At 62.2% G+C, this 19,536-nt stretch carries 19 protein-coding genes; 8 read left to right on the top strand and 11 right to left on the bottom strand.

What is annotated here, in order from left to right:
- Positions 1–7: 7 nt before the first annotated feature.
- Together dut and coaBC are read right to left on the bottom strand one after the other, a co-directional pair.
- Complete coding sequence (gene dut, locus NJC40_RS05320) at positions 8–463, bottom strand: dUTP diphosphatase (RefSeq protein WP_045485054.1); 456 nt, start codon at positions 461–463, stop codon at positions 8–10.
- Positions 464–469: 6 nt separating this feature from the next.
- Positions 470–1,678, bottom strand: a complete 1,209-nt coding sequence (gene coaBC, locus NJC40_RS05325; protein WP_253113967.1) for a bifunctional phosphopantothenoylcysteine decarboxylase/phosphopantothenate--cysteine ligase CoaBC — start codon at positions 1,676–1,678, stop codon at positions 470–472.
- Between the two features lie 249 nt (positions 1,679–1,927).
- Between coaBC and radC the strand changes: the two genes are divergently transcribed.
- The gene (gene radC / locus NJC40_RS05330; RefSeq protein WP_253139859.1) at positions 1,928–2,602 is read left to right on the top strand and encodes a RadC family protein; all 675 of its coding nucleotides are present in this window, start codon (positions 1,928–1,930) and stop codon (positions 2,600–2,602) included.
- Here radC and NJC40_RS05335 read toward each other — a convergent pair.
- Positions 2,576–3,976 (bottom strand): ATP-binding protein, encoded by a 1,401-nt coding sequence (locus NJC40_RS05335; protein ID WP_045485062.1) that lies wholly within the window; start codon positions 3,974–3,976, stop codon positions 2,576–2,578. The two genes, radC and NJC40_RS05335, sit on opposite strands and share 27 nt — an antisense overlap.
- Position 3,977: 1 nt before the next feature.
- Positions 3,978–4,739, bottom strand: a complete 762-nt coding sequence (locus NJC40_RS05340; protein ID WP_045485070.1) for a response regulator — start codon at positions 4,737–4,739, stop codon at positions 3,978–3,980.
- A gap of 89 nt (positions 4,740–4,828) precedes the next feature.
- On the opposite strand from NJC40_RS05340, the gene NJC40_RS05345 reads away from it, so the two are divergent.
- Positions 4,829–7,147, top strand: coding sequence for a TonB-dependent siderophore receptor (locus tag NJC40_RS05345; RefSeq protein ID WP_253139857.1), 2,319 nt, complete (start codon positions 4,829–4,831; stop codon positions 7,145–7,147).
- A gap of 76 nt (positions 7,148–7,223) precedes the next feature.
- Here NJC40_RS05345 and ycaC read toward each other — a convergent pair whose 3' ends face one another.
- Together ycaC and NJC40_RS05355 are read right to left on the bottom strand one after the other, a co-directional pair.
- Entirely contained in the window at positions 7,224–7,850 is a 627-nt protein-coding gene (ycaC, locus tag NJC40_RS05350; protein WP_253139855.1) for an isochorismate family cysteine hydrolase YcaC, read from the bottom strand.
- Positions 7,851–8,053: 203 nt separating this feature from the next.
- On the bottom strand, positions 8,054–9,640 hold the full coding sequence (locus NJC40_RS05355; protein ID WP_253139853.1) for an ABC transporter substrate-binding protein: 1,587 nt from the start codon (positions 9,638–9,640) through the stop codon (positions 8,054–8,056).
- A 352-nt stretch (positions 9,641–9,992) separates the two neighbouring features.
- Here NJC40_RS05355 and rpmB point away from each other — a divergent pair, with 352 nt between their 5' ends.
- Positions 9,993–10,226 carry a 50S ribosomal protein L28 gene (gene rpmB / locus NJC40_RS05360; protein ID WP_045485076.1) on the top strand — a complete coding sequence of 78 codons (234 nt, stop codon included), beginning with the start codon at positions 9,993–9,995 and terminating at the stop codon, positions 10,224–10,226.
- An 11-nt stretch (positions 10,227–10,237) separates the two neighbouring features.
- On the top strand, positions 10,238–10,393 hold the full coding sequence (gene rpmG, locus NJC40_RS05365; protein WP_003177274.1) for a 50S ribosomal protein L33: 156 nt from the start codon (positions 10,238–10,240) through the stop codon (positions 10,391–10,393).
- A 70-nt stretch (positions 10,394–10,463) separates the two neighbouring features.
- Here the strand turns inward: rpmG and NJC40_RS05370 are convergent, their stop codons facing one another.
- Together NJC40_RS05370 and NJC40_RS05375 are read right to left on the bottom strand one after the other, a co-directional pair.
- Positions 10,464–10,667, bottom strand: coding sequence for a hypothetical protein (locus tag NJC40_RS05370; protein WP_253139851.1), 204 nt, complete (start codon positions 10,665–10,667; stop codon positions 10,464–10,466).
- A 129-nt stretch (positions 10,668–10,796) separates the two neighbouring features.
- A complete protein-coding gene (locus tag NJC40_RS05375) occupies positions 10,797–11,159 on the bottom strand; it encodes a cupin domain-containing protein (protein WP_045485084.1) in 363 nt (120 codons plus the stop codon).
- 211 nt (positions 11,160–11,370) lie between these two features.
- On the opposite strand from NJC40_RS05375, the gene NJC40_RS05380 reads away from it, so the two are divergent.
- Together NJC40_RS05380 and NJC40_RS05385 are read left to right on the top strand one after the other, a co-directional pair.
- The gene (locus tag NJC40_RS05380; protein ID WP_253139849.1) at positions 11,371–12,864 is read left to right on the top strand and encodes an aldehyde dehydrogenase; all 1,494 of its coding nucleotides are present in this window, start codon (positions 11,371–11,373) and stop codon (positions 12,862–12,864) included.
- Positions 12,865–13,015: 151 nt separating this feature from the next.
- Positions 13,016–14,161 carry an MFS transporter gene (locus NJC40_RS05385; RefSeq protein ID WP_253139848.1) on the top strand — a complete coding sequence of 382 codons (1,146 nt, stop codon included), beginning with the start codon at positions 13,016–13,018 and terminating at the stop codon, positions 14,159–14,161.
- Between the two features lie 143 nt (positions 14,162–14,304).
- Here the strand turns inward: NJC40_RS05385 and NJC40_RS05390 are convergent, their stop codons facing one another.
- On the bottom strand, positions 14,305–15,882 hold the full coding sequence (locus NJC40_RS05390) for a phospholipase D family protein (protein ID WP_253139846.1): 1,578 nt from the start codon (positions 15,880–15,882) through the stop codon (positions 14,305–14,307).
- A gap of 54 nt (positions 15,883–15,936) precedes the next feature.
- Positions 15,937–17,358: an aminotransferase-like domain-containing protein gene (locus NJC40_RS05395; protein ID WP_253139844.1), complete on the bottom strand. Its 1,422-nt coding sequence runs from the start codon at positions 17,356–17,358 to the stop codon at positions 15,937–15,939.
- A gap of 174 nt (positions 17,359–17,532) precedes the next feature.
- Here NJC40_RS05395 and NJC40_RS05400 point away from each other — a divergent pair, with 174 nt between their 5' ends.
- A complete protein-coding gene (locus NJC40_RS05400; RefSeq protein WP_045485092.1) occupies positions 17,533–17,784 on the top strand; it encodes a DUF1127 domain-containing protein in 252 nt (83 codons plus the stop codon).
- 7 nt (positions 17,785–17,791) lie between these two features.
- Here the strand turns inward: NJC40_RS05400 and NJC40_RS05405 are convergent, their stop codons facing one another.
- Positions 17,792–19,075, bottom strand: coding sequence for an NAD(P)/FAD-dependent oxidoreductase (locus NJC40_RS05405; protein ID WP_253139843.1), 1,284 nt, complete (start codon positions 19,073–19,075; stop codon positions 17,792–17,794).
- Positions 19,076–19,176: 101 nt separating this feature from the next.
- Between NJC40_RS05405 and NJC40_RS05410 the strand changes: the two genes are divergently transcribed.
- Positions 19,177–19,530 (top strand): YkgJ family cysteine cluster protein, encoded by a 354-nt coding sequence (locus tag NJC40_RS05410; protein ID WP_045485095.1) that lies wholly within the window; start codon positions 19,177–19,179, stop codon positions 19,528–19,530.
- Positions 19,531–19,536: the final 6 nt, after the last annotated feature.

Here is a 19,536-nt window from a genome sequence, read left to right on the forward strand (position 1 = left end):
AAATCTGTCAATGACTGCCTGAGTGACCGAAGCCGCCGGCACCGCGCTGGGTCTGCTGGAACTCCTCGACCAGCTCGAAACGGGCCTGCACCACCGGCACCAGCACCAACTGCGCGATGCGCTCGCCAACCGCGATGGTGAACGGAGTCTGGCCGCGGTTCCAGCACGAGACCATCAGTTCGCCCTGATAATCGGAGTCGATCAGGCCGACCAGGTTGCCCAGCACGATGCCGTGCTTATGGCCCAGCCCCGAACGCGGCAGAATCAGCGCGGCCAGGCCCGGGTCTTCGACGTAGATCGACAGGCCAGTGGGAATCAGCAGGGTCTGGCCGGGCTCCAGCACGGTGTCCTGCTGCAGCATGGCGCGCAGGTCAAGGCCAGCCGAGCCGCTGGTGGCGTAGGCCGGAAGAGGGAAGTCGCTGCCAATGCGGGGGTCGAGGATCTTGGCTTGTAGAGCGTGCATTCGTAGTTAAACCTGATTCATGCGTTCGGCGATAAAAGAGATCAGCTGGCGGGCAATCTTGCCTTTGCTGGTCTGGGCAAAGAGCGTTGCATGCAACGCCCGGTCGATCACGCTGCAGGCGTTTTCCTCACTATTGAAGCCGATGCTGGGGTTGGCGACATCGTTGGCGACAATCAGATCGAGATTCTTGTCCTTGAGCTTGCGTGCAGCATAGTCGAGCAAATGCTCGGTCTCGGCGGCAAAACCGACACTGAACGGACGATCCGGGCGGGTCGCGATGGTCGCCAGGATGTCGGGGTTACGGACCATCTGCAGCAACAGGCCGTCGCCGGTGCTGGGGTCTTTCTTGAGTTTGTGCGGGGCGACCACTTCCGGGCGGTAGTCGGCCACGGCGGCCGAGGCAATGAACAGATCGCACGGAATCGCTGCTTCGCAGGCGGCCAGCATGTCGCGGGCGCTGACCACGTCAATGCGCGTGACCCGGTCCGGCGTCGGCAGGCTGACGGGACCGGTGATCAGTGTCACCCGCGCGCCGGCTTCCACGGCCGCTTCGGCCAGGGCAAAGCCCATCTTGCCGGAGCTGTGGTTGGTGATGTAACGCACCGGGTCGATATTTTCCTGAGTGGGCCCGGCAGTGATCACCACGTGCTGGCCGGTCAGGCTCAGGCGCTGGAAGCACTCGGCGGCGCACATCGCCAGCTCGCCGGGCTCGAGCATCCGGCCAAACCCCACGTCGCCGCAGGCCTGGCTGCCCGATGCCGGGCCGAACACTTTCCAGCCGCGCTCTTCGAGCTGCCGTGTGTTGGCCTGCACCGAGCTGTCGCGCCACATGGCCTGATTCATCGCCGGCGCAATCGCCACGGTGGCGTCGGTGGCCAGCACAATAGTGGTCAACAGGTCATTGGCGATGCCCTGGGCCAAGCGGGCGATCAGGTCAGCGGTTGCCGGGGCGATGAGAATCAGGTCCGCCCAGCGGGCCAGCTCGATATGCCCCATCGCGGCTTCTGCCGCCGGGTCGAGCAGCTCCAGATGGACGGGGTGTCCCGAGAGCGCCTGCATGGTCAGAGGGGTGATGAACTCCGCTCCGCCCTTGGTCATGACGACCCGCACTTCGGCCCCCTGGTCGCGCAAGCGGCGGACCAGTTCGGCGCTTTTGTAGGCCGCGATGCCGCCGCCGACGCCCAGAACGATGCGTTTTCGATACAGCCGCTGCATAGGCCTGCCTTGTCTTGATCAATGTTGCGCAATCGCAGCAGCCCCGGTGCCGGGTAGCCGCAGAAAAATCCGGGCTAAGATAGCACAGCGTCCGCAGTGGAGCAGCGGCGCCCACAGCTCTGTAGGAAAAGTCAGCGCGTGAGGCTCTGGCCCGGCAAAAGCTGGCGAGCCGTTGCGATCTGCGGTACTAGCTTGTGGGACGTGCGCGGCCCCTTGTTTGCGCCGCGCCTGAACACAAGGAGGTGGTGCATGAGTATCCGCGACTGGCCTGCTGCGGAGCGTCCGCGCGAGCGTCTGCTGAGCATGGGCGCGCAGAGCCTTTCCGATGCAGAACTGCTGGCCATTTTCCTGCGCACCGGCGTCTCAGGCAAAAGTGCCGTCGATCTGGCCCGGCATCTATTGAGTGAATTCGGCAGCCTGCGCGCGTTGCTGGAGGCCGACCTCGATGCCTTCAGTTCACACCTGGGGCTTGGCCCGGCGAAGTTCTCCCAACTTCAGGCGGTGCTGGAAATGGCCCGTCGGCACCTGGCTGAAAGCGTCCGCCATGCGTCGGCGCTGGAAAACCCGCAGCAGGTTCGCACCTATCTGAAATCACAGCTGCGCCATGAGCCTCACGAAGTGTTCGCCTGCCTGTTTCTCGACAGCAAGCATCGCGTGCAGGCGTTCGAGGTACTGTTCCATGGAACGATCAATACGGCCTATGTTCACCCGCGCCAGGTGGTCAAACGCGCCCTGGCACACAATTCGGCCAGCCTGATCCTGTGCCATAACCACCCCTCCGGGGTCAGCGAGCCAAGCCGGGCCGACATCGAGCTGACCAAGCGCCTTATGGAGTCGCTGGCACTGGTGGATGTGGTGGTGCTCGACCATGTGATCGTCGGCGAGGGCGAGCCGTTGTCACTGGTGGAGCGCGGGCTGATGTAGCGGCAGGAGCACACTGACCGAAAGCCCGCCAGCCTCGCGGTTACGCAGCATCAGCCGGCCGCCATGCAGCATGGCGATGCGCTTGGCGATGCTCAGGCCCAGACCGTAGCCGCCGGAACGCTGGTTGCGTGAGGCTTCACCACGTACGAACGGGTCGGTGATGGTTGGCAGCTGTTGCTCGGCAATGCCGGGGCCGCGGTCGAGGATCTCGATGTGCAGGTGCTGGTCGTCCGATTGCACGTTGAGACTGACCTGCCGGGCATAGCGCAAGGCATTGCTCAGCAGGTTTTGCAGGCAACGTTGCAGCAACAGCTCATTGACCTGCACCACGCCGCCACGTCCGCTGACCGGCAAGGGTTCCTCAGCGCTGCACAGCTCATCGCACAAGCGAGCGAGCAGCTCGTCGATATCGACAGGCTGCACGGTGTGTTTCTCGGCGCTCTGCAAATAATCGAGCACCTGGGCGATCATGCGCTCCATTTCGACAATATTGTGCCGCAGCCGCTCGCGAGGACGCTCTTCGCTGACCCGCTCGATCAGCAGACGCATGCGGGTCAGCGGGGTACGCAAATCGTGGGATACGGCCGCCAGGAAATAGGCCTGGTCATCGAGCATGGCTTTGAGCCGCTGCTGCATGCTGTTGAAGGCCAAAGCGGCCTGGCGAACCTCTTGCGAACCTTCGATGGTCAAGGGTGGCTGTTCGAGATTGTCGCCCAGCGCCATGGCAGCCTCGCCCAGACGCTTGAGCGGGCGAAGGCACAGACGCACCGCCACCAGACAGATCACCAGCACGGCCAGAATGCGCAGGGCATACACCCGCAACAGATAATCGGCAATCAGCACCCATGCCGACTCGCCGCTCCAGCCCTGCATTTCCTGCGCCTCGACGTGCAGCCAGCGCTGGTCCGGCAGCTGGAGCGCAAAGCGCAGGTGCGCCTGGGCGGTGCGCAGGCCGAACAGGCTATGCCAGACGATCGGCTGACCCTGCGTATCGGTCAGGGTCGCGCTGAGCAGGCGCAGCGGGTAATCGCGTCCGGTTTCAATGCGCAACGCCTGACCGAGCAGTAATTCAATGCGCCGCTGGGCGCGGCTGGGTTCACCGCCGGGCACACGGGGCGGTGCATCTGACAGGCAGCGCAACTGGTAATGGGTGCGAACCTGAAGCTGTTCGGGCGCACGGCAGTCAATCTGCTCGATGATCGCCGCAGTGTCACGCGCCATAAGCCGTACGGGCGCTTCCAGAACCTGCGCAAAACGCACATCGAACCAGATACTGCTCGATGCCAGCTGAATGCCCAGCACCCCAAAAACCATGATCACCAGCAACTGGGCGAACAGGGTTTTGGGCCATAGCCTTTGCAGAAAGCGCCGCATCTCAGGACGCGGGACCGGTGATGCTCAACAGATAGCCTTCATTGCGGATGGTGACAATCTGCACGCTGGCGCGCTCATCGCTTTTGAATGACTGACGCAGCCGGCTGATGCACATGTCCACCGAGCGATCGTCGGGCTGATAGGCGCGGCCGAAGGCGCTGCGGGTGAGCTGCTCACGGGTCAGCACTTCTTCATGGGCATTGAGCAACTCGCTGAGCACACGGTAATCGGAGCGTGGCAACGGCAACTGGCGCTGGTCCGGCAGGGTCAGTTCGCGGCGGGCGTGGTCGAGCCGGTAGCCGGCAAAGTGCTGAGTCTTGTCCGGGCGGGCAGGGGACTCGGGGGCCAGGCGCGTCGCGCGCCGCAGCACGGCCTTGATTCGCGCCAGCAACTCACGGGGCTCGAACGGCTTGGCCAGGTAGTCGTCGGCACCGACCTCCAGGCCGATCACCCGGTCCAGCGCTGCGCCCCGGGCCGACAGCATGATCACGCCCATGCTCGAATCGCGTGGCAATTGGCGGCACAGGCTCAGGCCGTCCTCGCCGGGCAGCATCAGGTCCAGGATCAACAGGTCTACGGTCTGCTCACGCAGACACTGCCACATCTGCTGACCGTCGGCAGCCGCCAACACACGATAACCGGCCTCGCTGAGGTAGTCGCAGAGCAGCTCGCGGATCTCGTCATCATCATCGACCACCAGCAAGGTTTCGCCTGATTGTGGTGGCAATCCGGGCGGCGAGGTGTCGCGCTCATTACATTCCATTACAAGCCCATACATACGCGCGGTACAGCGAAGTGAGGTGGTTGATAAAAATCGTATCAAAACCTAACTGCAAACACGAAGCGATTACAATGACTCACTTGGGCAGCACCTCTTCTACCATCCTCCATCTCCCTGCCAACCCTACCGACATTTTCACCCTCAAGCGCTCTAACGTGCTGATCGGCCTGGGCCTGAGCGCACTGATTGCCAGTCACAGTGTTAACGCGGCCGACGCTGTCGAACTCAACGCCATTGATGTCCGCGACAGCGCCTACACCGAACAGGATGCCACCGGCCAGGCCGGTTACACGGTTAAAAGCACCAGCAGTTCCACCGGCCTTAAGCTGACCCCACGGCAGACCCCGCAGTCGGTGACCACCATCACTCAGGAGCAGATGACCGATCGCAACATCACCAATATGGAGCAGGCGCTGGACGCCGCGCCAGGGGTGAGCATGAGCAAGCTGGAGGTCGGCGGGCGTACCGAGTACCGCGCCCGGGGCTATGCCATCAGCAACTGGAAGGTCGATGGCCTGCAGTATCCGGGGGGGGCGGACTTCAGCGGCGCCGGTTCGTCGCTGAACATGGATATGTACGAGCGCATGGACGTGGTCCGTGGCGCCAACGGCCTGCTGGGCGGCACCGGTGATCCTTCGGCCACCGTCAATCTGATCCGCAAGCGTCCGACCCGCGAGTTCGGCGGCAGCGCCTACGTGACCTACGGCAGTTGGGACAAGGTTCGCCTGGGCGCCGACCTGAACCTGCCGCTGTCGGAAGATGGCCGCCTGCGTTCGCGCTTTGTGGTTTCCCAGCAGGAGGCCAACTCGTTCCGCGACGAGCAGTCCGACCGTTCGCGGGCAGCGCTGGCCAATGTCGAGTTCGATCTGGATGACGCCACCACCCTTGGCGCCGGCTTTCAGTATGAGTATTACAAGATTGTCGGCGGCGGCTGGGGTGCCAATATCCCGATCTGGTACGGTGACGGCAGCAAGACCGACCTGCCGCGCAGCACCAACGTGGTGCCGAGCTGGAGCTTTGGCGAGTACACCACCCGTACCGCGTTCGGCTCGCTGACCCATCGCTTCGACAATGACTGGACCCTGAACGTCAATCTGGCCCAGACCACCACCGACGCTCTTAACCACCGCGGCCTGGCCAAGGTCAACTCGTCGTCGGGCGGCAATTATGTCGGTTACTTCAACCGCGATGGCAGCGGTGCGGTACTCAATGGCCTGCACAGCTCGACTGACACCACTCAACAGTCCGGGCAGATTGATCTGAGCGGCCCGTTCCAGTTGTTCGGCCGTACCCATCAGGCGATGTTCGGCTACAACGACAGCCGCACCGTGGCCTGGTCGCCGCAGTACAGCTGCACCATGTCCAGCGCCCTGCGCACCAGTGCGCCAGCGCTGGGCTGCCAGTTCCGTGGCAACAACGGTTTTGCGCTCAGCGACTGGCGCAACGGGGTGAATGACGATTACTACATCGATGCCCGCCAGACCGGCCTGCACAGCAAGACCACCACGCGCCTGCAGGGTATGTATGCGGCAACCCGGATCAGCATCACCGACCCGCTGTCGGTGATTGCCGGGGTGCGCACCAGCAACTATGACGCAGTGACCATCGCCACCTCCGGGGCACGCAGCAGCCAGAGCGAGAACGGCATCGTCACTCCATACCTGGGCGCGGTGTACGACCTCAACGACAACTACTCGCTGTATGCCAGCTACACCGATATCTTCACCCCGCAGAGTCAGGAAGACGCCGGTGGCAGCAAGATCGAGCCGATTCGTGGCAAGAGCTACGAAACCGGGATCAAGGGTGAGTGGTTCGACGGTCGCCTGAATGCCCAGGCTGCGTATTTCCGCACCCAGCAGGACAACAAGGCCGTTACCGATGGCGCCAGCCTGACTCCGACCGGCGCGCAAGCCTACAAGGCCGGCTCCGGGGTGGAAACCGACGGCATCGATCTGGAAGTGGCCGGGGCGATCACGCCGAACTGGAACGTCTACGGCGGCTACACCTGGCTGCACTTTCGGCGCCTCGATTCCGACGGCCGCAGTGACCCGTCGCACCTGTTCAAGCTGTCGACCACCTACCACCTGTCTGGCGCGCTGGATCGCCTGACCGTGGGTACCGGTGTGACTGCACAGACCAACATCCGCGCACTGTCGACCCCGGCCGGCCAGCCCACCAACGGCGTGAGCCGCAGCGCCAGCGACGTCAACTGGTCCGGTTATGCGATCTGGAATGCCATGGCCCGCTATGACATCACGGACGACACCGCGCTGACCCTGAACGCCAACAACCTGTTCGACAAGCACTACTTCACCCGCTATGGCTTCTATGCCGGGGCGATCTACGGTGATCCTCGCAGCCTGTCGCTGACCCTGCGGACCCAGTTCTGACCGCTCTCGCGCGTCAGACAAACAAAGCGGCGCCCATCTGAATGGGCGCCGCTTTTTATTGGATGGTTGTTCGGACTCAGCGCGCAGTCAGCGCCGCATAGCTGTTCATCAGGTTGCGGTAGTTGGGAATACGCTGGCTCAGCAGGTTGCCCAAGCCTTCGATATCGTTGCGCCAGTCGCGGTGCAGCTCACAGGCTACCGAGAACCAGTTCATCAGTTGGGCGCCGGCTTGGCTCATGCGGTTCCACGCGGCCTGTTGCACGGTTTGGTTGAAGGTGCCGGAAGCATCGGTGACCACGAACACTTCAAAACCCTCTTCCAGGGCCGACAGCACCGGGAAGGTCACGCACACGTCGGTGACGACACCGGCGATGATCAGTTGCTTGCGGCCGGTGGCCTTGATCGCCTTGACGAAATCTTCGTTGTCCCAGGCGTTGATCTGGCCAGGGCGGGCGATGTACGGCGCATCCGGGAACTGCTCTTTGAGCTCCGGCACCAGCGGGCCGTTGGGGCCTTGCTCGAAGCTGGTGGTGAGGATGGTTGGCAGCTCGAAGAACTTGGCCAGGTCACCCAACGCCAGCACGTTGTTCTTGAACTCGTTGGGCGAGAAGTCCTGCACCAGCGAGATCAGGCCGGTCTGGTGGTCGATCAGCAGTACAGCGGCGTCGTCTTTGTTCAGGCGGTTATAGGTGAAGTTGGCCATGGGGTAGATCCTTTATCTGAGAAGTTGTGGGGTAAGTGGCGTTGCGTTCAACTTGGGCACAGATTAAGGATTTACCTGGACGGGATAAATCGGCTGAAAAGCGTTTTACTGTCACCCTGAAGGAGACAATGGCAGGATTGTGCCTTTGATGGGCCGGGCAGGGCAGCGCTTGCCGGCGCAGGCAAGCGCTGTGGGGCGGCCGGTTACTTCACTTGTACCTTGTAGAAGTCCTGACGACCAAACGGGTTGACCTGATAGCCGCTGACCTCCTTACGGGTCAGTACAGCGGCGGTAGGGTGCGCCAGAGGCAGCCACAGAGCTTGTTGCTGGATCTGCGCCTGCGCCTGCTCATAGAGCTTGCTGCGCGCAGCCTGGTCGCTGGTGGCCTTGCCATCGCTGATCAGCTTGTCGAGGGTCTTGTCGCAGTAGCGGGCGAAGTTGGTGCCCGACTGCACCGCAGCGCAAGAGAATTGCGGGGTCAGGAAGTTGTCCGGGTCGCCATTATCGCCCGCCCAACCCATGAACAGCAGGTCATGCTCACCGGCCTTGGCGCGGCGGATCAGCTCGCCCCATTCAATGATCTTGATCTCGGCATCAATACCGATCTGCTTCAGGTCTGCCTGCAGCAGTTGGGCGCCCAGCGACGGGTTAGGGTTAAGCAGGCTGCCCGATGGCCGGGTCCAGATCGTGGTTTTGGTGCCTTCTTTCACGCCGGCCTTGGCCACCAGTGCCTTGGCTTTGGCGATATCGTGGGCGTAGCCGGGCAGATCCTTGGCATAGCTCCAGGTATTGGGTGGGTAAGGGCCTGCGGCGCTCTCGGCGGTGCCTTCAAACACCGCCTTGAGGTAGTTGGCCTTGTCGAAGGCCAGATTCACGGCCTGGCGTACCTCGGCTTTGTCAAAAGGCGGATGCTGGCTGTTGATCGCCACGAAGGCCGTCATAAAGGCTTCAGTTTTCTCGACCTTGAGGTTCTTGTCTTCGTTGGCGGCCTGGATATCCAGCGGCTTGGGCGACAGGGCGATCTGGCACTCGTTGCGTTTCACCTTCTGCAAACGCACGTTGGCGTCGGTGGTGATCGCATAGACCAAGGTGTCGATGGCCGGCTTGCCGGCGAAGTAGTCCGGGTTGCCGGCATAGCGCACCACGGCATCTTTCTGGAAGCGTTTGAACACGAACGGGCCGGTACCGACCGGCTGGGTGTTGAGCTTCTCCGGAGTACCGGCCTTGAGCAGTTGCGCGGTGTATTCAGCCGAGTAGATCGAGGCGAAGCCCATGCTCAAGGTGGCCAGGAAGGTGGCGTCGGCGCGGTTCAGCACAAAGCGCACGGTATGCGGGTCGGGCGCTTCGATCTTCTTGATCAGTGCAGGCAACTGCATCGATTGGGCATGCGGGAAGCCACTTTGGGCGATCTTGTGCCATGGGTTCTGCGCATCGAGCATCCGGTTGAAACTGAACAGCACGTCATCGGCATTGAGCTCACGGCTCGGCTTGAAGTATTCGGTGCTGTGAAACTTGACCCCGTTGCGCAGTTTGAAGTCATAAGTCAGGCCATCGGCCGAGACGCTCCAGCTTTCAGCCAGGCTCGGGACCAGCCTGGCGCTTTGGGCGTCGAAATCCACCAGGCGGTTCATCAGCACATCAGCCGAGGCATTGGTGGTGGTCAACGAGTTGTATTGCACGACATCGAAGCCCTCGGGGCTGGCTTCGGTGCAAACGACGAGGTTGGCGGCCTGGGCCATGGCCGGCATCAACAGCGGGGCGAACAACAACGGGAGTGCAGCTAGGCGCATGCTTGGATTCCTTATCAGATTGGGCCCCATCTGCCGGTGCAGTCTGGTGAGGCCTTTACCCTAGACGATGTACCTGCACAGAACAATCGCGGCGCGGCGACGAATGGTCAGCCGCTGTTGCCCTAGCCAGGGCGCGACGAAGCCTGGGTAAATCCACGGCGAACTGCTTTGCTTGTTGTTGCTCTTGTGGGTTTCTGGTATAAAGCAGCGCTCTTTTCTAGGGCCCGGTTTCTTGCTCATCTGCTGTAGCCGGTAAGACCCTTGAAGAAACGCGGCGCCCAGGCGCCAAATGACTGAGAGATAAGCGGCCAACCCATGCCGGGTTGGGCATGTGGTTTTAGAGGGCTGAGGCATGTCGAGAGTCTGTCAAGTTACCGGTAAGGGTCCGGTAACCGGGAATAACATTTCCCACGCAAACAACAAAACCCGTCGTCGTTTCCTGCCAAACCTGCAGCATCACCGCTTCTGGGTTGAAAGCGAGAAGCGTTTTGTCCGTCTGCGCGTTTCCGCCAAGGGCATGCGTATCATCGACAAGCGTGGCATTGAGGCCGTTCTGGCTGATCTGCGCCGCGATGGCAAGGTTTAAGGAGACTGATCATGCGTGAATTGATTCGTTTGATTTCGAGCGCCGGTACTGGTCACTTTTACACTACCGACAAAAACAAGCGTACTACTCCCGACAAGATCGAGATCAAGAAGTACGATCCTGTTGTGCGCAAGCACGTGATCTACAAGGAAGGCAAGATCAAGTAATTGATCCGGCTTCCAAGAAAAAGGCCCGTATCGCGAGATACGGGCCTTTTTCGTTTTCGTGACCGGGGTATCAGCCGAAGCTGAAGCCGCTGACCCGGTGCGCATGATCGATGACGATGGTGATGCGGCCCAGGTCGAATTCGCGGGTGGTGATGTCGTTCGGCCCGTGCACGCGGCCGCGGTCGGTCAGTTCGCTGACATAGGCGCACAGCGCCGGTACATAGCGCGTGCCGATGAGGTAGTGCAGTTCTTGGGGGATTTCTTGGTTGGTCATCTCATCGTCCTTTGCGAGATTGGCTGGGTGCACCACCAACCGGCCTGCCGAGGGAGAGGGGGCATATCGGCCGGCTGGCGATGCAGGTGACAGCATCGTTCGCAGAGGGTCGGGCGTGGCGTTACATAATTATATTTTCGCCTCGAAGATCACATAAATCTTGCGGCAGCTTTCCAGCACCTCCCAGGTGCCCTTGAAGCCCGCCGGAATCACGAAGCGATCACCGGCGCGCAAAGTCTTGCCCTGCCCTTGCTCATCGCGCAGCACAGACACCCCGTGGACGATCTCGCAGTATTCATGCTCGGTGTAGCTCACCGCCCATTGGCCCGGCTCACCTTCCCAGACCCCGGCGCTGAACTGGCTGCACGGGCTGTCGTAATGGTTGTAGACCGTCTGTTGCGGGTCGCCCTTGAGGATCTTTGGCGGCGCGGGGCGGTAGCGCTCAGGCTGGGTGCCGGCTTCGCTGAAGTCGACGATGCTTTGAATGTCCATGCAAGTCCCCTGTGATGAAAGATGATACCGGTTTGAGCCAGTACAGCCTGAGCGGTTCTGGCTGTCGAGATTCGTTCAATAAATTCAACATAACTCACAGCCAGAGCACAGTTTGTCAAATATATTGGTTTTGTCTGATGGCTGGTTTAGGGTGGTGGGTATTTTCGGCTATCCCTAGCTGACCATCATCGACCATGAAGAGGACATGCGTATGACCACCCTGACTCTTGCTGACTGGCAACAACGTGCCCGCGACCTGAAGATCGAAGGCCGGGCCTTTATCCAGGGCCAGTACACCGATGCCGCTGGCGGCGCCACGTTCGACTGTATCAGCCCGGTCGATGGACGGCTGCTGGCCAAGGTTGCCAGTTGTGACGAGGTTGACGCCCAAAAGGCCGTCGACAGCGCGCGCAAGGTGTTTGAAGCCGGCACCTGGTCGCGCATGGCACCGGCCAAGCGCAAGGCCACCATGATCCGTTTCGCCGGCCTGCTGCGCCAGAATGTCGAAGAGCTGGCACTGCTCGAAACCCTCGACATGGGCAAGCCGATCAACGACTCATTGAAAATCGACGTACCCGGCGCTGCCCAGGCACTGAGCTGGAGCGGCGAGGCGATCGACAAACTGTATGACGAGGTTGCGGCCACCCCGCATGACCAACTGGGCCTGGTGACCCGCGAAGCGGTGGGCGTGGTGGCGGCCATCGTGCCGTGGAATTTCCCGCTGATGATGGCCTGCTGGAAACTGGGGCCTGCGCTGTCCACCGGTAACTCGGTGGTGCTCAAACCATCGGAAAAATCGCCGCTGACGGCCATTCGCATCGCGCAACTGGCGGTCGAGGCCGGTATCCCGGCGGGCGTGCTCAACGTCCTGCCAGGCTACGGGCACACCGTGGGCAAGGCATTGGCGCTGCACATGGACGTCGACACCGTGGTGTTTACCGGCTCGACCAAGATTGCCAAGCAGTTGATGGTCTATGCCGGCGAATCGAACATGAAGCGGGTCTGGCTGGAAGCCGGCGGCAAGAGCCCGAACATCGTGTTTGCCGACGCGCCGAACCTGCAGGCCGCTGCCGAAGCCGCCGCCAGCGCCATCGCCTTCAACCAGGGCGAGGTCTGCACGGCCGGTTCACGCTTGCTGGTCGAGCGCTCGATCAAGGACCAGTTCCTGCCGCTGGTGATAGAGGCGCTCAAAGGCTGGAAACCGGGCAACCCGCTGGACCCGGCCACCACGATCGGCGCGCTGGTCGATACCCAGCAGTTGAACACGGTGCTGTCCTACATCGAGGCCGGCAAGGCCGATGGCGCCACACTGGTGAGCGGCGGCAAGCGCATCCTGGAAGAAACCGGCGGCACTTACGTGGAGCCGACCATCTTCGACGGCGTGAACAACGCCATGAAGATCGCCCAGGAAGAAATCTTCGGTCCGGTGCTGTCGGTGCTGACCTTCGACAGCGCCGAGGAGGCAATCGGCATTGCCAACGACACCCAGTACGGCCTGGCTGCTGCGGTGTGGACCGCCGACCTGTCCAAGGCCCACCTGACCGCCAAGGCACTGCGCGCCGGTAGCGTATGGGTCAACCAGTACGACGGCGGCGACATGACCGCACCGTTCGGTGGCTTCAAGCAATCGGGTAACGGCCGCGACAAGTCGCTGCATGCGTTCGACAAGTACACCGAGCTGAAATCGACCTGGATCAAGCTTTAAATACAGTGCCTGTTGCTGGCGTCCAGCACGCACAGGGCATTGCAGGAGCCGCTTTAGCTACGAAGTCCTTGTGGTCTTCGCGGATAAATCCGCTCCTGCGGGTCCGTATCATGTGATCATTCGCGCCGCTGAATGATCTGGAGTCTTTGCAATGCCTTGGGGTACCTATTTCGCCGTACTGGCCTCAGTGCTGAGTGTCGGTCTGGCGGTGGGCGTCAGCATGCCGCTGGTGTCGCTGCGCCTGGAGAGCTGGGGCTATGGCAGCTTCGCCATTGGCGTCATGGCCGCCATGCCGGCCATCGGCGTGCTGGTGGGTGCGGGACTGGCCAGCCGCCTGGCCGCCCGGCTGGGCACGCCCCAGTTGATGCGGGTGTGCCTGTGGGCCGGCGCCTTGTCGGTCGGCCTGCTGGCACTGTTGCCGTATTACCCGGTGTGGCTGCTGCTGCGCCTGATGATCGGCATGATCCTGACCATTGTCTTCGTACTGGGCGAGAGCTGGATCAACCAGTTGGTGATCGAGCGCTTGCGCGGGCGACTGGTGGCCCTGTATGGCTGCACCTACGCGCTTAGCCAGCTAAGCGGACCTTTGCTGCTTGGCTGGATCGGCACCGAGGCCGACTACGGCTTCTGGATCGGCGTGGTGTTGCTGCTTGGCTCGCCGCTGCTGTTGCTGGGCCGCGGCGGCGCCCCCAGTACCGAGGCATGCCATGTCGGCTTCAAGGACCTGATCGGTTTTTGCCGCAAGTTGCCGGCGATTGCCTGGGCGGTGTCGCTGTTCGCCGCCTTCGAGGCAATGATCCTGACCCTGCTGCCGGTGTACTGCCTGCGTCAGGGCTTCACGGCCGAAGTGGCGCTGATGATGGTCAGCGTCGTGGTCGTGGGCGATGCCTTGCTGCAACTGCCGATCGGCATGCTCGCCGACCGCCTGTCGCGCCGCGGCCTGTTCACCGGCTGCGCGTTGATGTTGCTGGTGTCGAGCCTGCTGGTGCCGGTATTTATCCATACGGTGTTTATCTGGCCGCTGTGGGTGTTGTTCGGGGCCAGCGCCGGCGGGTTGTTCACCCTGTCGCTGATTCTGATCGGCGAGCGCTTTCGCGACGATGCACTGGTGCGCGCCAATGCCCACGTGGCACAGCTGTGGGGCATTGGCTGCCTGCTCGGGCCGCTGGCGGCCGGTGCTGGCAGCCAGTGGGTCAGCGGGCACTCATTGCCGTGGCTGATGGCCGCTGGCGCGTTCGGGCTGGTGGTGTTGCTGCTGCGTCAGGGCGCGTTTGGTGCAGCGCCAGCGAAAGCCTGAAACCGCGCCGCTATTGCACGGCAAACACGTAACCCATAGGACCAATGCCGATCAGTTAAGGCGGATTACACAAATTTCTCGCCTTGGGCTGAACCTGTGGGAGGGAGTTCTACTCGCGACAGGGCAAGTAAAACCGGTCGCTCCTACAGCATCCGCTCCAGGCCGATGGCCTTGCTCATCCAGGCATTGAAGCGCCGCCACCAGTCGCCCGGTTCCTTGTCCAGGGTGTGGATCTGGCCGTTGTCTTCGGTTACCCACACCAGTTCGTCGTTTTGCAGCCTGACCTGGTAGCTGCGCTGCGGCGACATCCCTTCCAGGGTCAGCTCACGCAGTTGTTCGGCCAGCGGCGGGCTGTCGACCAGGATGCCGATTTCGGTGTTCCACAACACCGAGCGCGGGTCGAAGTTGAATGAGCCGACGAACAGCTTCTGCCGGTCGAAAATCATCGCTTTGCTGTGCAGGCTGGAGTCTGAGCCGCTGGTCAGCAGCGACGGCCTGGCGAACAGCCGTGACTGGCTGTAGGTCGACGGGTCGCCGGGCTGGCGACGCATTTCAAACAACTTCACCCCGTGCTGCAGCAAAGCCTTGCGATACGGCGCGTAGCCGCCGTGTACGGCGGGCACATCGGTCGCTTGCAGCGAGTTGGTCAACAGGCTGACCGCCACGCCGGCGTCCGAGCGCCCGGTGAGGTAGACCAGCCCGGCCTGGCCGGGAACGAAATAGGCCGAGATCAGCATCAACTCCTGTTTGACGTTGCGCAACTCAGGCGCGAGCTGGGTGGTGAGCAGCAGGTGCGGGTCGGGTTCGCCCTGGGCCAGGACTTTGGTCGGTGCGTCCCACAACACCTGGTTGTGCGCCCAGGTCAGTTGCTTGAGCCAGGTGGGCAGCATGGGTTGTTGCCGGTAGCTCAGCAGCCGCTCATAGAGCGCCTTGTGCTGCTGGTGCGCCTGCTCCAGAGAACTGGCCAGACGGCGCCGGGCCTTGCTCAGGTCATGGTGGCCGGGCAGGAAGTACATGAAATGGTTGATCGGCTTGCTCAGGGTGCTGTTCCAGTACTGGTCGAAGCTGTGCCCGAGCTGCTGCGCCACCGGTCCTGCGGCCAGCAGGTCGATATCGGTGAAGTTCAGGTTCGGCTCGGCATCGAAGTACTCGTCACCCAGATTGCGCCCGCCCACGATGCCCACGCTGTTGTCGGCCAGCCACAGTTTGTTGTGCATGCGCCGGTGCTGGCGCGACAGGTTCATGAGCCGGCCGACGCTGCGGGTCACGCCGGTTTCGCGGCCCAGCGCTTGCGGGTTGAACAGGCGGATCTGGATGTGCGGGTGGGCGGCCAGGGTGGCGATGGCCTGGTCCTGACCGTCGCTGGTGGTGTCGTCGAGCAGGATGCGAATGCGCACGCCGCGGTCGGCGGCCTGCAGCAGTTCCTCGACCAGCGCACGGGTGCTCAGGCCGTCGTGGACGATGTAGTACTGCAGGTCCAGGCTGGTGCGGGCCATGCGAATCAGCTCGGCACGGGCGCTGAACGCCTCTGTGCTGTTGGACAGCAGCCGAAAGCCCGAACGCCCTTCGTGGGGCTGGGCCAGGGCCTGAATGCTGCGGCCGAAGCTCGACTGTTCAGCAGGCAACGCCTGGCTGGGTTCGTCGTGCACGGTGCGCTGCGCACAGCCGCTCAGGCCCAGCGCCGCTGCCAGCAAAAAAGGCACAAACCATGATTTGTTCAAGATGCGCTGCCCGCAGGATCGATTTGGCGATATGACCGCACCACGCCGCTAAAATTAGCAGGCCTGTGCCAATAACTGCTTGATCACCTCACCCACCGTGCGCACCGCCGCCTCGATACGCGGCGTCGGGCGCACGGCGAAGTTCAGGCGCAGGCAATTGCGGTACTTGCCGGAGGCAGAAAAGATACTGCCCACGGCGATCTGGACCTTGTGCTCCAGCAGGGCGCGGTTCAAGCGCACCGTGTCGAAGTCCTCGGCCAGTTCGACCCACAGCATGAAGCCGCCCTGCGGACGGCTGGCACGGGTGCCTTCAGGGAAGTAGCGCAGCACCCAGTCGAGCATCTGGTCGCGGTTGCGCTGATACTGGCTGCGCATGCGCCGCAGGTGCGGTTCAAAGTGCCCGCCCTGCAGGAATTCGCTGATCGCCAGTTGCGGCTGCGGCGCGGTGGAGCCAGTGCCGATGTACTTCATGTGCAGCACTCGCTCCAGATAACGCCCCGGCGCGACCCAGCCGACCCGCAGGCCGGGCGCCAGGGTTTTGGAGAATGAGCTGCACAGCAGCACGCGGCCGTCTTCGTCGAATGACTTGATGGTGCGCGGGCGTGGGTAACTGAAAGCCAGGTCGCCGTACACGTCATCCTCGATGATCGGCACGTCGAAGCGCTGGGCCAGCCGCAACAAGGCGCGCTTGCGCTCCTCGGGCATCACGTAACCCAGCGGGTTATTGCAACTGGGCGTTAACTGGATGGCCTTGATCGGCCACTGCTCCAGGGCCAGCTCCAGGGCTTCGAGGCTGATGCCGGTCAATGGATCGGTGGGGATCTCCAGCGCTTTCATGCCCAGCCCCTTGAGGGTCTGCATGACACCGAAAAAGCTCGGCGAGTCCACCGCGACGATATCACCGGGCGCGCACAACGCACGGATGCAGGCGCTCAGCGCTTCATGGCAGCCACTGGTGATCAGCAGGTCACTGGCATTCAACTGGCAGCCGGAGTCGAGCAACAGCCGGGCAATCTGCTCGCGCAGCGCCTGCACACCGAGGATGTTGTCGTAGTACAGACCGGGCATGTCCTGATGGCGGCTGAGCTGGCCCATGGCACGCAGCAACGGCTTGAGGGTCGGGCTGTTGACGTCCGGCATGCCACGCCCCAGCTGGGTCAAACCCTCGGCGGGCGACACCCGGATCATGTCCAGCACCTGCTCCCACTGGGAGATATCCACAGGCCGCTGCACCGGCCGCCCCACCACCGGCAGCGCCGGTGCCTTGCGGCTGATGGGCACGAAATAGCCAGACTTGGGCTTCGGCGTCGCCAGGCCGCTGTCTTCCAGCACCCGATAAGCTTGCTGCACGGTGCTCAGGCTCACCCCGTGCTCGATGCTCAAGGCACGCACCGAAGGCAGCCGGTCGCCGGGGCGATAGAAGCCGTTTTCGATGCGCGTCCCCAACAACTCGGCAAGGTTGACGTACAGGGTCATGGCGTACTCCCGGCAGAACGAAAGGCGATAGCAATACAGATAGGCCGAAAATAAAGCATTCAGTGACTAATACAAGGACTCTGTATGGAAAATATAAGCTTTTTTTGAATCTGTATCGTCCTGCGGATTGCGCTCATCATTCGCTTACGGCAATCCACCAGGGAGCGAGCGAAGATGAACAGCTTCACAGATGTGCAATCGGCTTTACCAGGCAGCCAGCGGCAAACGCAGCCGCAGGTCAATAGCGGCTCGCGCACTGTCACCCATACAGAGGCAAGTCCGGCGGTCAGCCGCTGGGCACTGTATCGTCATCGCCGGACCTCACGCCGCGCGCTGCTGGAACTCACCGATGACGAACTGCGCGACATCGGTCTGGACTATTCCCAGGCGTGTATCGAAGCCGGCAAACCGTTCTGGCGCGCCTGACTGCCCGTCAGACCAACTCTTTGAGCCGATGCCAGAGCATGCCCAGCGCCAGCAGCGGCGAACGCAAGTGTTTGCCGCCAGGGAAGGTGATATGCGGCACTTTGGCGAACAGTTCAAAGCCCGCACTGTGCTGGCCGGCGACGGCTTCGGCCAATAGCCGGCCGGCCAGGTGCGTGGCGTTGAGGCCGTGACCGGAATAGGCCTGGGCATAAAACACATTGGGGTGCTGTTTGAGGCGGCCGATCTGCGGCAGGCGGTTGGCGCCGATGCCGATCATCCCGCCCCATTGATAATCAATGCGCACATTGGCCAGTTGCGGGAACACCTTGAGCATCTTGGGGCGCATGTAGCCCGCGATGTCCTGCGGGTCACGGCCTGAGTAATGACAGGCGCCGCCGAACAGCAGGCGGCGGTCGGCGGACAGCCGGTAATAGTCCAGCGCCACCCGCTGGTCACACACCGCCATGTCTTGCGGCAGCAACTGACGAGCCTGTTCTTCACTCAGCGGTTCGGTGGCGATGATGTAGCTGCCGGCAGGTAACACCTTGCCGCCCAGCTCCGGGTTCAAGTCATTGAGGTAAGCGTTGCAGCCCAGCACCAGAAACTGTGCCTGCACCTGGCCCTGAGCGGTGTGGACCTTGACCCGCGGGCCGTAGTCGATACGCGTGACCTGTGACTGCTCGAACAGCTGCACGCCCAGAGACTGCGCCACAGCGGCTTCACCCAGCGCCAGATTGAGCGGGTGCAGGTGCCCCGAGCCCATGTCGATCAAACCACCGACGTACTGATCAGAACCCACCACGCTGCGCATCTGCCCCGGTTGCAGCAGTTGCAGTTCATGGCGGTAGCCCAGGCTGCGCAGCTCTTCGAGGTCTTCGGCAAAGCCTTGCAGGTCGGCGGGCTTGTTGGCCAGGTCGCAATAGCCCCATTTCAGATCGCACTGGATGTTGTGCCGCTCGATACGCTGACGGACGATTTCCACAGCTTCAAAGCCCAGCAGCTTGAGCTGGTGCACACCTTCGCTGCCGATCACCGACGTGAACTGCTCAAGACCATGGCCGACACCGCGAATCAACTGCCCGCCATTGCGCCCGCTGGCGCCCCAGCCGATTTTTCGTGCTTCCAGCAACGCCACACTCAAGCCCCGTTCGGCCAGCTCGATGGCGGTATTGAGCCCCGAAAACCCACCACCGACCACGCATACATCGACCTTCAGTTCACCTTGCAGCCTTGGGTAGTCCGGCTGTGGATGGCTGCTGGCGTTGTAGTAAGAGTTGGCGTGCTGGGTCATGGGGCTTCCTGGTGAATTCGCAGACAGCGACGAGGATAAGACGGTGTCCAGTGCCTGCCAACTGCGGCACAATCGCCGCGTTATGTCAGAGAACAGAGTTGATGAGCTGTAACCGTGAAAAAATCCGTACCCTACGGCGCCAGATTCCTTCCTTCGACTGTATACCCGGTTGTCATGACTGTTGTGGGCCGGTAACCACCTCGCCGGAAGAAATGTCCCGCCTGCCGCGCAAAAGCGCTGCCGAGCAACAGGCTGCGCTCGATGAGCTGAACTGCGTGCACCTGGGGCCCGATGGCTGCACCGTGTACGACGAGCGTCCGCTGATCTGCCGGCTGTTCGGCACCACACCGCGCCTGCCATGCCCCAATGGCCAACGCCCGGTGGAAATGATCCACCCACAGACCGAAAAACAGATTCATGCCTGGATGGCGGCCAACCGTCAGGTGCTGGTCTGAGCCCGA

The organism is Pseudomonas sp. 21LCFQ02, assembly GCF_024129895.2.
GTDB lineage: Bacteria > Pseudomonadota > Gammaproteobacteria > Pseudomonadales > Pseudomonadaceae > Aquipseudomonas.